The following is a 13,112-nucleotide window of genomic DNA, read 5'->3' on the forward strand; positions in this document are numbered from 1 at the left end:
CGGGCGCGGCCGCGGGAAGACCTCACCCCCGAGCAGCGCGAGGCGCGCATCGCCGAGCTGCGCGCGCGCCGCCGTGCGCGCATGCGCGTGCTGGCGATCCGCAGCGCGATCGGCGTCGGCGCGATCTCGGTGCTGCTGCTGGTGCTGCTGTACTGGCTGCTGCAGACGGTGGCCGGCCGCGACGTGCTGCTGTCGCAGATCGTCGCGCGGCTGCCGGCCGACGCCTCGCTGGCGTGGGCGCGCGCGGAAGGCCCGGTGGCCGGGCCGCTGACCCTGCACGAGGTGCGCTTCCGCTGGAAGGAGATCCGCTTCGACGCCGATCGCGTGCACCTGGACGCGGACATCCGCCCGCTGCTCGGCCGCCGCCTGCGCCTGGACGTGCTGGAAGTGGACAACGCGCTGCTGGCCCTGCCGCCCAGCGAGGACGAGCCGTTCGAGCTGCCGAGCTGGCCGGAGTCGCTGCCGCAGATCACCATGCCGCTGGCGATCCAGGCCGACACCGTGCGCATCGACGGCTTGCGCATCGTCCGCGCCGGCGAGCCGCTGATCGACATCCGCAGCGCGCGCGGCGGGCTGGACATCGGCGACGGCTACTTCGTCGCCGAGGCGCTGGCGGTGGACAGCGATCGCGGGCAGTTCGGCGCGCACGGGCGCTACGCGCCGCGCGACGGCTACGACACCGACCTGGTGATCACCGCGCTGTTCCCCGCGCAGGCGGGCCGCACGCAGGCGCGGCTGGGCCTGATCGCGCGGGGCGACGTCGATGCGATGCGGATCGGCGTCGGCGGCAGCGCGCCGGCGCCGCTGCGCGCGTGGCTGGACGTGCGCGGCCGGGAAAAGCCCGACTGGCGCTTCGCCGCGCGCAGCGAGGCCTTCGATCCGGCGGTGCTGGGCGCGATCGAGGACAGCCTGCCGTTCTCCTTCGACCTGCACGCGCGCGGTGCCGGCGGCGCGGCCGACCTGGGCGGACGCGTGCAGCAGGGCCAGTGGAGCGCGGTGATCGAGCCGTCGCGGATCGCCATCGCCGACGAGGTGCTGAGCGTGCAGCCGCTGGCGGTGCGCACGCTGGACGGGCTGGCCACGCTGCGCGGTCGCGCCGATTTCAGCGTGCCGGAGAACCCGCAGTTCAAGTTCGCCATCAATGCGCGCGACCTGCGCTGGGGCGACGACGCGAAGACGGCGATCGGCGCCAGCGCCGACTTCGGCTTCGCCGGCCGCATCAAGGACTGGGCCGCGATCGGCAAGGCCACGCTGGTGCGCGACGGCGAGCGGGCGACGCTGGATTTCGACGGCCGCGGCAGCGACACCGGCCTGCGGCTGGAAAGCCTGCAGGCGCGCATGCCCACCGGCACGCTGGACGCGCGCGGCCAGGTGGACTGGGCGCCGCGGCTGGGCTGGGATCTCGGCGCCACGCTGGCCGGCTTCGATCCCGGCTACTTCTTCGCCGGCTGGAACGGCAGCGTCTCCGGCGACATCGCCACGCGCGGGCAGGCGCGCGACGGCGGCGGCTTCGACGCCACCGCCGAGGTGCCGAACCTGCGCGGGCGGCTGCGCGATCGCGCGCTCGACGGACGCGGGCGCTTCGCGCTGGCCGGCGACGAGGGCAGCGGCGAGCTGGCGCTGCAACTCGGCGGCAGCCGGGTGAGTGCGCAGGGCCGCATCGGCGACACGCTGGAGGTGGCCGCCGAATTCGCGCCCTTGCAGTTGCAGGACCTGCTGCCCGACGGCAGCGGCAGCCTCGCCGGCCACGTGCGCCTGGACGGCCCGCGCGCCGCGCCGGACATCGACGTGCGACTGGACGGGCAGTCGCTGCGCTGGAACGACTGGCAGGCCGAATCGCTGAGCGTGCAGGGCCAGCTGCCTTGGCGGCGCGGCGACGGCACGCTGGCCGTGCGCGGCAGCGGCGTGCAGGCCGGCGTGCTGCTGGACGAGGTGCGCATCGACGCGCACGGCGCGGTGGAGGATCTGCGGCTGTCCGCCAGCGCGCGCAACGCGATGGGCGCGATCGCGCTCGATGGCGCCGCCACCCGCAACACGCGCGGCTGGCAGGGCAGCCTGGACGCGCTGCGGATCACCCCGGCCAGGGGCGGCGACTGGAACCTGCAGGCGCCGGCGCGGTTCGCCCAGGACGGCGCGGCGTGGCGGCTGGACGAGGCCTGCCTGCGCACCGCCGTCGGCGGCGCGCTGTGCGCGCACGCGAACTGGCCGCGCGAAGGGCTGTTCGTGCGCGGCGACGCGCTGCCGCTGGCGCTGGTACAGCCGTGGCTGCCGCCCTCGGCCGGCCTGCCACTGATCCTGCGCGGCGACCACGTGCTCGATGCCAGCCTGCGCCCGGCCGGCAAGGCCTGGCAGGGCCGGATCCACCTGGCCTCGCTGGAGGGCGGGCTCAAGCTCGGCACCCACGCGCGCGGGGAGATCATCCGCTACGACAACTTCACCTTCGATGCCGAGTTCGATCCGCAGCGCATCCGCGCGCGGCTGGGCACCGGCTTCCAGGGCGACGGCTACGTCGACGCCACCGTCGAGACCGGCTGGGACGCCTACTCGCCGCTGCAGGGCGACATCTACCTGCACAACTCGCGGCTGTTCTGGCTGGAGCTGTTCTCGCCGGACCTGGTGCGCCCGCGCGGCGTCATCGCCGGCCACATCGCCCTGCGCGGCACCCGCGGGCAACCCTCGCTCGGCGGCGAGGCGCGGCTGACCGAATTCACCGGCGAACTGCCCTCGCTCGGCATCACCCTGAGCGAAGGCCAGGCCGATCTGGTCGCCCTGCCCGACGGCAGCGCGACCCTCCGCGGCGCGGTCAAGTCCGGACAGGGCACGCTGCGCGTGGACGGCACGCTGGGCTGGAACAACGACACCACGCCGCTGCAGTTCAACGTGCGCGGCGACGACGTGCTGGTCGCCGACACCGCCGACCTGCGCGCGGTGGCCTCGCCGGACCTGCAGGTCGGCCTGGTCGATCGGACCATCCAGGTGCGCGGCCAGGTCGGCGTGCCCTCGGCCACCATCGACGTGGAGAAGCTCAGCGAAGGCGTGTCCGCCTCCGAGGACGTGGTGGTGCTGGACCCGGCCGATCCGGAACGCGCGCCGAGCTCGCGGCTGGACCTGGACATGGCGATCACCCTGGGCGATGCGGTGCAACTGCGCGGCTTCGGCCTGGAAGGCACGCTGGCCGGCACGATGCGGGTGCGCTCGCGGCCCGGCCAGGAAATGGTCGCCACCGGCCGGCTCGACGTGGACGGCCGCTACACCGCCTACGGGCAGAAGCTGGACATCACCCGCGGCGAACTGACCTGGAGCAACAACGCGGTGTCCGACCCGCGCATCAACATCCGCGCCGAGCGCGAGGTGGTCAGCGCCAACGTCACCGCCGGCATTGACGTCACCGGCCGCGCCGGCCAGCCGAAGGCGCGGGTGTGGTCGGATCCGGCGCTGTCCGAATCCGAGGCGCTGGCCTACCTGGTGCTGGGCCGCTCGCTCAACACCGCCAGCAGCGACGAGAGCCAGCGCATCAACGCCGCCTCCTCGGCGCTGTCGGCCAGCGCCGGCCTGCTGGCCTCGCAGCTCGGCGCGCAGATCGGCCTGGACGACGCCGGCGTGCTGGAATCGCGCACGCTCGGCGGCGCGGTGTTCGGCGTCGGCAAGTACCTGTCGCCCAAGCTGTACGTCAGCTACGGCGTATCGATGGTCGGCGCCGGCTCGGCGGTCACGCTGAAGTACCTGCTGCGCAAGGGCTTCGACATCGAAATCGAGTCGAGCACCATCGAAAGCCGCGGCTCGATCAACTGGCGCAAGGAGAAATAGCGTCGCGCTGTGTGGCTGGTGCTGCGTGGCTGGTGTGGTGCGATGCAATTCCAGGCCGTCATTCCCGCGAAGGCGGGAACCCAGTGCCTTGGCTCCAACCGTTCAAAGTCGCTGGGTCCCCGCCTTCGCGGGGATGACGGAACTTTTTTCCTTCGTCATTCCCGTGCAGGCGGGAACCCAGTGCCTTGGCTTCAACCGTTCAAAATCGCTGAGTTCCCCCGCCTGCACAGGAACGACAGATGAAGGTTTTTTACCGAACACCCCACTAGACTGCGGCTTTCCCCGAAGGAGCCCCGCCATGCGGATCGTGCCGCTGCTGTGCCTGATGCTGTTCTCCGCCCTCGCCCATGCCGGCACGCCGCTGCCCGATGGCCCGCACATCGTCGTCACCGGCGAAGGCAAGCTGTCGGTCAAGCCGGACAGCGCGCGCGTGCGCGTGGCCTTCGAGCAGCGCTCGCCGCAGCCGCTGGCCGCCAAGCAGGCCGTCGATGCGCGGGTCAACGCCCTGCTGGCCGGCACCGCCGGCTTCGGCATCGAGGACCAGGACGTGCGCGCCTCCGACATCGACGTGGAAGAGGACGTCGACTACGACGACAAGGATCGCCGCATCTCGCACGGCCACCTCGCCACCCGCCAGGTCACCCTGCTGCTGCGCGACATCGATCGCCTCAACGAACTGCTCGACTTCTGCCTGTCCAGCGGCGCGGTCCGCATCGCCGAGGTGTCCTTCGAATCGACCCAGGCCGCGCAGTTGCGCGCCGAGGCCAAGCGCAAGGCGGTGGCCGAGGCGCGAGGCAAGGGCGAGGAGATGGCGGCCGCGTTCGGCGTGGCGCTGGGCCCGGTGTACAGCATCGACAGCGTGAACTCGCGCTCCGCCGCCGGCTGGGGCGGCGCGACGCTGGATCGCATCCAGGTCACCGGCAGCCGCGCTCCCGCGCCCGGCCGCTACCTGCAGCCCACGGTGGAATACGCCGAGAACGTCAGCGCCGTGTTCGAACTGCGGCGCTGACGGCCGGCCGCCGCGTGGCCGGATGCTATCTTTGCGGTTTTCTCCAAGCGCCTGCCGCCATGATCAAGCCGCTCTCCCTGTTGTCGCTGGGCATCGCCCTGTCCCTGCCCGCCGCCGCGCTCGCCGACGAGGGCATGTGGATGCCGTCGCAGCTTCCGGATCTGTCCGCGGCGCTGCGCCAGGCCGGCTACCGCGCCGATCCGCGCGCGCTGGCCGACGTCACCGCGCCGCCGCTCAGCGCGGTGGTGCGCGCCGGCGGCGGCACCGGCGCGTTCGTCTCCGCCGACGGCCTGCTGCTGACCAACCACCACGTCGCCTACGGCGTGATCCAGTACAACAGCCGGCCCGAGCGCAACCTGATCGACGACGGCTACATCGCCGCCGACCGCGTCGGCGAACTGCCCGCCAACCCCGACTTCCGCGTGCTGGTCACGGTCGGCTTCGACAAGGTCACCGACGAGGTGCTGGCCGAGGCGCGCGGCAAGCAGGGCCGCGCCTACTTCGACGCGGTCGACGCGGCCAGCAAGCGCATCGTCTCCGAATGCGAGCGCGACGGCGGCGTGCGTTGCAGCGTGGCCAACATGTACTACGGCACCGACTTCTACCGCATCCGCCAGCTCGAACTGCGCGACCTGCGCCTGGTCTACGCGCCGCCGCGCGCGATCGGCAACTACGGCGACGAGATCGACAACTTCATGTGGCCGCGCCACACAGGCGACTTCACCCTGCTGCGCGCCTACGTCGGCAAGGACGGCAAGCCCGCCGCCTACAGCCCCGACAACGTGCCCTACCGCGCGCCGGCGCACCTGAAGCTGGCCAAGGACGGACCGAAGGCAGGCGACTACGCGATGCTGGCCGGCTATCCCGGCGTGACCTTCCGCCACCGCACCGCCGCCGAGTTCGAGGCGCAGGTCGGCCAGGTGCTGCCGCAGCGCGTGGCGGTGTTCGACGCGCTGATCGCGGTGGTCGAGGCCGCCGGCAAGGACGATGCGGCCGCGCGCACGCTGTACGCCTCGCAGCTGCAGTCGCTGAAGAACAACCGCAAGCGCGCCGCCGGCGAACTTGAAGGCCTGCGCCGCAGCGACGCGGTGCGGCTGCGCGGCGAGGACGAGCGCGGCATGCTCGCCGCCACCGGCGGCGACGACGCGCGCGACATCGCCGCGTTGCAGGCGGTGCTGGTGCGCGGCGCCGAGCTGGGCGAGCGCGAACTGCTGCTGGGCCTGCTCGGCAGCCAGACCCAGTTGCTGCGCTCGGCGCTGCTGCTGGAGCGGCTGCGCGTGGAGTCGCTCAAGCCCGATGCGCAGCGCGAGAGCGGCTACCAGCAGCGCGACCTGGCCCTGATCGAGGGCGTGCTCAAGCAGGTGCAGCGCCGCTACGCGCCGGAGGTGGAGAAGGCGCTGCTGACCGCACTGCTCACCCGTTACCAGCAACTGCCCGAGGCGCAGCGCGTGGCCGAGTTCGACGCCGCCTTCGGCCGCACTCCGGCCGAACTCGCGGCCGCGCTGGACAAGCTCTACGCCGGCACCCGCTTGGGCGACGAGGCCGAACGGCTGTCGCGCCTGGCCGACGCCCGCGAAGGCCGTCCGCTGGCCGCCGATCCGCTGATCGACCTGGCCACCGCGCTGATCCCGGCGCAGTTGCGGCTGGAGGACGAGCGCAAGATCCGCGAGGGCGAGCAACTGCGCCTGCGCCCGGCCTACATGCACGCGCTGTTCGACTGGCGCAAGCGCCAAGGCCGCGCGGTCTATCCCGACGCCAACGGCACCCTGCGCATCAGCTACGGCCGCGTCGAGCCATTGGCCCCGCGCGATGCGATCGCCTACGCGCCGGTGACCACGGTGGCCGGCATCGCCGAGAAGCACACCGGACAGGTCCCGTTCGACGCCCCGCAGCCCCTGCTCGACGCCATCGCCAAGGGCGACTTCGCCGGCACCGCCGATCCCGCGCTGAAGACCCAGCCGGTCAATTTCCTGACCAACCTGGACACCACCGGCGGCAACTCCGGCTCGCCGGTGCTCAACGCGCGCGGCGAGCTCATCGGCCTGAACTTCGACAGCAACTGGGAGTCGGTCAGCGCGAGCTGGTGGTTCGACCCGCGCTACAAGCGCGCCATCCACGTCGACATGCGCTACATGCGCTGGCTGATGGGCAAGGTCTACCCGGCGCCGCACCTGCTGGAGGAGATGGGCGCGCGGTAGCACCTGGGCTGATCACGAATCGCCAGGCTGCGACCGGCTCGAGGCCTGCCGGCCGTCCGCTGCGTACTCATTGCATCGAGTGCAGGCCGATCATGTTGCCCTCGGTATCCGTTACTAGGGCAACGAAACCGTACTGGCCGATGGAGAATTTGTCCTTGAAGATCTTTCCGCCGGCGGCGGCGGCGCGTCCGGCCTCGATTGAGCAGTCTGTAATGACCCAGTGATTTCCTGCTCAGGTGCTACCTTTTGACGGAGAGCACGATGAGCCAAGTGATGGACGAAGAGATCAAGCGATGGACGGCCCGGCGGAAGTCGGCGCTGGTGCTGGAAATCATCCAGGGCAAGACGACGGTGGCCGAGGCCAGCCGGCAGTTCGACCTGACCCCATCAGAAGTCGAGGGTTGGGTCGAGGAAGGCAAGCGCGGGATGGAGAACGCCCTGCGGGCGAAGCCCGAGGACGTTCGGGAGCAGTACGAGCGGCAGCTCAAGGACCTGCAGGAAGCTTACGGCGAGGCGATGCTGGAGCTGCGCGCTCGAAAAAAATTGGCGTCCCTGTTGGGCAAGGACGAGACCTGATGGTCTCAATCCAGCAGGGACTGCGGGAGGACGGCTTCGAGGTCTCGATGGTGAAGAAGCTGTGCCGGTGGTTCGGCGTGGCGCGCAGGACGGTGTACTACCGACCGACCAAGGCACCGCCGACGGTGCGGCCGGAGTTGGTCGAGCCGATCAAGGCGCTGATCGAGGAAGAGCCATCGTTCGGCTACCGGACGGTGGCGGGCCTCCTGGACATGAACAAGAACACGGTGCAGCGGATCTTCCAACTGATGGGCTGGCAGGTCCGCAAACGGGCCGTGGGTGCTCGTCCACGGATCCAGGCGCTGCCGTCGGTGGCGCAGGCCCCGGACGAACGTTGGGCGACCGACCTGTGCCGGATCTGGGGTGGTCGGGATGGCTGGCTCACCCTGGCCCTGGTGATCGACTGCTACACCCGGCAGTTGCTGGGCTGGCAACTCTCGCGCAGCGGCAAGGCCAGCACCGCGGCCGCGGCGCTGGAGCAGGCGTTGATCGCCCGGTTCGGGACCTTGGGCCGGGTGCAGGCGCCATTCCTGCTGCGCTCGGACAATGGCCTGGTCTTTACCAGTCGCAACTACACGCGGCTGGTGCGCGGCTACGGCCTGCAGCAGGAGTTCATCACCCCGCACTGCCCGCAGCAGAACGGGATGGTCGAGCGCCTCATCCGAACGTTGAAGGAGCAGTGCGCGCATCGCCACCGCTTCGAAACCCAGCAACACGCCATGCGCGTGATCGGCGACTGGATCCAGTTCTACAACCACCGGCGCCCCCACCAGGCGCTGGGCATGAAGACACCCGCCGAGGCTTATGCCTTAGCAGCCTGACCTGTGCAGGAACCGCTGGGTCATTACAGGTGTTCGATGCTTCTTTGCCTATCCGCACCGCCCGTGGCAGCGCGGCAGCAACGAGAATCTCAACGGACTGCTACGGCAGTACTTCCCCAAACGAAGAAGCCTTGCCAGAGTACGGCAAGGCCACTGTGACGAAATCGCCCACAAACTCAACCAAAGGCCAAGAAAGCGCTATGGCTACAAGACCCCAATCGAACGACTCGACGAACTACTCCGAGTGTTGCACTTGGAGTGTTAATTCACCCAGCAGCCGTTTGACCATGAGCGAATTATTCAAAGATACGCCTCTGACCATTACAGATTGACGCTTGGCAGCCCAAAACCCATGCTTTGAAAAGAAAGATTCTGCTGCAAGGCTGACATGAGCAGAAAGCTCTGGAATTGCACGTGCGGCGGCGGATTGATGGATGTGGGTCATAAGTGCAGAACCAACTCCGAAGCCAGAGAACTGTCCTGACACAAAAAAGTGATCAATGTAGCCAGAGTCTTGAAGAGCGGCATACCCGGCCACTCGATCATCAACTACTGCAACGAATGGGCGCAAAGCGGCAAATTTTTCTGCCCATTGCTGTTCGTCGTATGTCTGTGGTGCCCAAGCATCAAGTTGCTTTTTTGTGTAAAAGCCGCATGTAAGCTCATGAACGGACGACATGAAAACTTGCCGAAGGCTTGTTTGCTCTTCAGGAATGAAGTCTCGTATGAACATATTCTGCTGGCTAACGCTTGAATTAAGCCGTGCCGCGAAACGGCTTCGGCTTGAATAATTGTTAGGCCGCAACATCAGACGACCCATCGCCTAATCTTGGTGATGTGCCAGCTATCGCCGCGCCTAGTGAAATAGTACGTTATGCCCTCTTGGCAGTCTGGCCGACAGCCTGCGGCGAATGTAGCTTGAATTTCGCCAGTCGGAGTAGCCGTCACAGTGGGTTGCCCAGGACCGATGAGCAGTGACGAGCTAGCTGTGCTGAGAGCCCGGAGTGGAAGCTGCGTTTGAACAAAGTGGCGCTGGTACGCGCTGCTGAGGCGACCACCCCGCACAAGCTGGAGAATTTGCGCAAGATCTGCTGAGGAGATGTCAGCGTCAATGCGCGGATCGGATGTTTCAACCGGATCCCCGCGAACAGCAGCGTTTGGCAGAACTGGAATGAGTGAAACGGCAGCCAGCACAAGTAGTGCAACCACGATTGTCTTTACGGATTTCGACCAAGCTGCCATTGCGGCCTAACACCTTATGTCTTTCGTTTCCCCTAGCCTAAGCGCCGAGAGCCCGGCGTGCGCGCCCGATAACGCCTCGGTGTCAGCACCACCGTGTCAGCAGGGGCCGCACGCCGGATCTCGCGCCCTACGCCCGAACAGTTGATCGAGGTTTCCCTCGAACTGATAAGCGTGGGCCTCGGGCGCGATGCTCTCGGCCGCCCAACTGTAGCGGAGAATCGGGATGACGGCAGCGGGAATCGATGTGTGCAAGGCCCATCTGGACTTAGCCGTGGACTACAGTCCGGGCTGGTTCGGCTCACCAACAACCGGGCGGGCATCGCCAAGCTGGTCAGGCGTCTGCAGGCCCTTGGGACCATGCGGATCGCGGTCGAAGCCACCGGGGGCTATGAGGAACCCCTGCTCGAAGCCTGCTGCGACGCCGACCTGTGGATTGCCCGGGTCAACCCGCGCCAGGCCCGGGCTTTTGCCAGCGCCACCGGCGAGCTGGCCAAGACCGACGACATCGACGCCCGCATCCTGGCGCTCATGGCCCGGCTGTTCGCCGACCGCCTGCGGTGCTACATAGCGCCGCCCCGTGGCAGCGCGAGTTCGGCTTGAATGAATTGTTAGGCCGCATGCCTAGAACCTTTGGGTACTCCATACCTGCGGTAAACGCACTCACCAAGAACGCCTAGAGCTGCAGCACCGAGCAAGAGCCAAACGTAGGGGTCCAGCGACGTTGGCAGGTCTGAAACGGCTTTCCCATAGGCAGATCCTCCGGTCGATGCCAACTCATGGAGCTGTGCGTAGCTATCCATGATCACGCCTGCGGAATGGATCATCAGAACAACAGCAGCTAGATACAGTGCTGTTCTTGCGAAGTTTGCGATTCTGCTCGTCATGAGGTCTAACGCCTGAATTAAGCCGCGCCGCGAAGCGGCGTCGGCTTGAATGAATTGTTAGCCGCGCGAAGCACACCGTTGCGATGCAAATGCGATGTACTCTGACAGATTGCTCATGCCCAATTTATTACGTCTTTCGTCGACATTCTCTGAGTCTTCAATAGGATGTGGAATGAATGAACCATCATCACGGCACTCCCCTTGAGTCCCGTAGCGCTGTGGAAGATGAACTCTGTCCCAAAGATAGGCGTAGTTGGCCCCTCTGACCTCTCCCGTTGATACCAATGGCTCGATGAGGGTGAGAGCGTAGCGTTGAAACTCTCTGTCAGAATCCGCGTGCTGAACGAGTAGCCACGCGGCATCACTGGCTTCAGCTCCTACCAATTCTCGGGTTGGCCAGCCGTGTTTCTCAACAAATGATTTGATTCTTGCTGTTTGGGCGGCCGCTATAGAAAGCATTTCTTTCCATTCTGCATCATCTTTGGGTTGGCGCGACCTGAGCGCTTGATCTTCCTCTCGAAGAAGAAGCAATTCTTGTGCGAGCGTAGTGCTTGTCTCAGCAGCCATTGTGGCGCCGAGAGCTACCATGAGCATGGTTGTAATAATGATTGATTTCATTGGCAGACACCTTACCTTAGCGGCTAACGCTTGAGTTAAGCCGAATTGCGAAGCAATTTCGGCTTGAACGAATGGTTATGCGCCAAGGTAACGCCGAAGCCGCCACACGGCAACGGGACGGACATTACCGGGGGCCGACTCTCACCGTCCGCCAGCCGATGGCAAGGGAGAGGCCCGCCTGGCACCGAAGCCGACAGCGCCGCCGGGCCGGAGGCCGGTCAACCTTCCGCAAGGCTCGCGGCGCGAACGCTATGCAACAGAAACGGGCTGTGCCGTGCATCAGCCAAGGAACAGCCAAGTGAAAAGTGAGCGAAGCCGCGAAGAACTACTGAACGCCCACCCACGTATAACGCCTGAATTAAGCCGAGCCGCGAAGCGGCTTCGGCTTGAATGAATTGTTAGGCTTCTGCGCCACACACCTTGGGAAAGCGCCTTGATTCTGAGGCACATGATAGACACGCCAATTCTGCTCAAGAAGTCCAATGACAGCATTAGCGAATTCCTGCGCTGCCGGGGAGTTTAGCCCTCCGAAGCCAATGCTCACTTCAAACTCCGACAAACCCGTATTCCCCGCGCCCCAGCCAACGCCATCATCTCTTATGGCGCTGATATTCATGACCTGATAGCCCGGTTTCCTTCCGAGTGTTGTAAGTCCTCTGTTCGTCTCGCTGCTTCTGTCCGTGAATTTCATGCCATGCGCGATGGATATCTTCTTCATTTCGTGAACGAAGAGTTGGCTGCCCGCTTGGTTATGTAAGCAAAGTTGAACTTGCTGAAAAGGCCCCCTCCCTGTGCAGCCAATTAGCGTCAAGAGGAGTAGCGCGGCAATAAAGAATCGAAGCATTTGTTTGCCTAGTGATGGTCTTTGGCTGAAGCCTAACGCCAGAATTAAGCCATGCCGCGAAGCGGCATCGGCTTGAATGATTAGTTAGGCCGCACGCCGAGCGCCTTAGCGGTCTCTTCAAGTGGCGTACTGAACCCTAGCTTCTTGGAGGGCCGAGCGTTCATGTCAATTACCAACTGGTCAAGACTGCAGCGATTCAAGCCACCATCTTGCTCAATGAAACCCTCATAGTCGAGCGCATAGTTGGTCAGCACGCCGAGCTGGGAAAGATCAGAAGCTCGCGCAAATGCAACAGAGCGATACCCGTTCATCACTCGATCTCGCACATGCTCCGGGTAACCAGCGAGCTCAAGCACTAGGGAAATGCCCCGAATCAGGCTAATGAACAGCTTTTCGGGCGTGAGGCGCTCTCCCTCCAGCATGAGGAAGCTCAGCTGAGTGCGACTACTCATATATACAAAGGCGTTCCGCTCCGCCATTGGCAGGAACGTAACGTGCCAATTACCAAGCGGCGCGTCGGTTGGCCGCGCTTCGCCCAAGTGATCTCGTTTGATACGAGCTCTCGTAGCTATGGCGCGTGTAATGATCAGATTAGCCATGACGTGTCATATGCGGCCTAACGCGTGAGTTAAGCCGCGCCGCGAAGCGGCGTCGGCTTGAATGAATTGTTAGAGCGCGCGGGTTAACAGACTAAGTGCACCACCCGCGCCGCCTGAAGATGGAGAGGTGAGCTGGCAGACTGGGCGGGATCCCTCCGGCAAGAGTCGATCCCCCATGTACAACCAGCTCACCGAGCACGAACGATACACCTTGGGCACGATGAATCGAGCGGGTTTCAGTGCCCGCGAGATTGGCCGAGCACTCGATCGAAGCCATACCACCATCCGGCGCGAGCTGTCGCGCAACGCCTGCCATGCCACTGACAGGGCCTACCGCCCCAGCAAGGCCCAGGAACGGACCAACGGCCGGCGGCGGCGATCGCGGCAAGGCAAGCACCACGCCCCCGAGATCTACGAATGAGTGGAAACGGTGTTACCGCCGACACCCGACACTTGCGTCAGCCTGCCGCAGCCTAACTCCGAGCCAGGAAAGTACTAGGCGGAATTGTGCGAC

At 65.9% G+C, this 13,112-nt stretch carries 11 protein-coding genes and 1 pseudogene; 8 read left to right on the forward strand and 4 right to left on the reverse strand.

The features are described 5' to 3' along the window. Positions 1 to 81 precede the first annotated feature (81 nt). The 6 genes and pseudogenes from AAG688_RS00070 to AAG688_RS00095 form a co-directional block, all read left to right on the forward strand. Positions 82 to 3,807 (forward strand): translocation/assembly module TamB domain-containing protein, encoded by a 3,726-nt coding sequence (locus AAG688_RS00070; protein WP_411835041.1) that lies wholly within the window; start codon positions 82 to 84, stop codon positions 3,805 to 3,807. A gap of 298 nt (positions 3,808 to 4,105) precedes the next feature. After that, the gene (locus AAG688_RS00075) at positions 4,106 to 4,816 is read left to right on the forward strand and encodes an SIMPL domain-containing protein (RefSeq protein WP_411833338.1); all 711 of its coding nucleotides are present in this window, start codon (positions 4,106 to 4,108) and stop codon (positions 4,814 to 4,816) included. A gap of 59 nt (positions 4,817 to 4,875) precedes the next feature. After that, positions 4,876 to 7,014, forward strand: coding sequence for a S46 family peptidase (locus AAG688_RS00080; protein ID WP_411833339.1), 2,139 nt, complete (start codon positions 4,876 to 4,878; stop codon positions 7,012 to 7,014). A gap of 261 nt (positions 7,015 to 7,275) precedes the next feature. Further along, on the forward strand, positions 7,276 to 7,590 hold the full coding sequence (locus AAG688_RS00085; RefSeq protein ID WP_411833340.1) for a DUF1153 domain-containing protein: 315 nt from the start codon (positions 7,276 to 7,278) through the stop codon (positions 7,588 to 7,590). Beyond that, positions 7,590 to 8,411, forward strand: coding sequence for an IS3 family transposase (locus tag AAG688_RS00090; RefSeq protein WP_411833341.1), 822 nt, complete (start codon positions 7,590 to 7,592; stop codon positions 8,409 to 8,411). The genes AAG688_RS00085 and AAG688_RS00090 overlap by 1 nt, the downstream gene beginning before the upstream one ends. Before the next feature lie 40 nt (positions 8,412 to 8,451). Next, positions 8,452 to 8,676 (forward strand): annotated as a pseudogene (locus tag AAG688_RS00095) (transposase); the annotation flags it as partial. Here AAG688_RS00095 and AAG688_RS00100 read toward each other — a convergent pair. After that, entirely contained in the window at positions 8,647 to 9,231 is a 585-nt protein-coding gene (locus tag AAG688_RS00100) for a GNAT family N-acetyltransferase (protein ID WP_411833342.1), read from the reverse strand. The pseudogene AAG688_RS00095 and the gene AAG688_RS00100 overlap by 30 nt on opposite strands. A 668-nt stretch (positions 9,232 to 9,899) precedes the next feature. On the opposite strand from AAG688_RS00100, the gene AAG688_RS00105 reads away from it, so the two are divergent. Further along, positions 9,900 to 10,253, forward strand: a complete 354-nt coding sequence (locus tag AAG688_RS00105; RefSeq protein WP_411835042.1) for an IS110 family transposase — start codon at positions 9,900 to 9,902, stop codon at positions 10,251 to 10,253. 341 nt (positions 10,254 to 10,594) lie between these two features. Here AAG688_RS00105 and AAG688_RS00110 read toward each other — a convergent pair whose 3' ends face one another. The 3 genes from AAG688_RS00110 to AAG688_RS00120 all read right to left on the reverse strand — a co-directional run bounded on the left by AAG688_RS00110 (position 10,595) and on the right by AAG688_RS00120 (position 12,598). After that, positions 10,595 to 11,155, reverse strand: coding sequence for a DUF6624 domain-containing protein (locus AAG688_RS00110; RefSeq protein WP_411833343.1), 561 nt, complete (start codon positions 11,153 to 11,155; stop codon positions 10,595 to 10,597). 358 nt (positions 11,156 to 11,513) lie between these two features. Beyond that, on the reverse strand, positions 11,514 to 11,873 hold the full coding sequence (locus AAG688_RS00115) for a hypothetical protein (RefSeq protein ID WP_411833344.1): 360 nt from the start codon (positions 11,871 to 11,873) through the stop codon (positions 11,514 to 11,516). A 206-nt stretch (positions 11,874 to 12,079) separates the two neighbouring features. Further along, positions 12,080 to 12,598 (reverse strand): DUF6933 domain-containing protein, encoded by a 519-nt coding sequence (locus tag AAG688_RS00120; protein ID WP_411833345.1) that lies wholly within the window; start codon positions 12,596 to 12,598, stop codon positions 12,080 to 12,082. Positions 12,599 to 12,773: 175 nt separating this feature from the next. Here AAG688_RS00120 and AAG688_RS00125 point away from each other — a divergent pair, with 175 nt between their 5' ends. Next, positions 12,774 to 13,019, forward strand: a complete 246-nt coding sequence (locus AAG688_RS00125; RefSeq protein WP_411833346.1) for a helix-turn-helix domain-containing protein — start codon at positions 12,774 to 12,776, stop codon at positions 13,017 to 13,019. Positions 13,020 to 13,112 lie beyond the last annotated feature (93 nt).

Origin of the sequence: Pseudoxanthomonas mexicana (assembly GCF_046736355.1) — a bacterium.
Lineage (GTDB): Bacteria > Pseudomonadota > Gammaproteobacteria > Xanthomonadales > Xanthomonadaceae > Pseudoxanthomonas_A > Pseudoxanthomonas_A mexicana_B.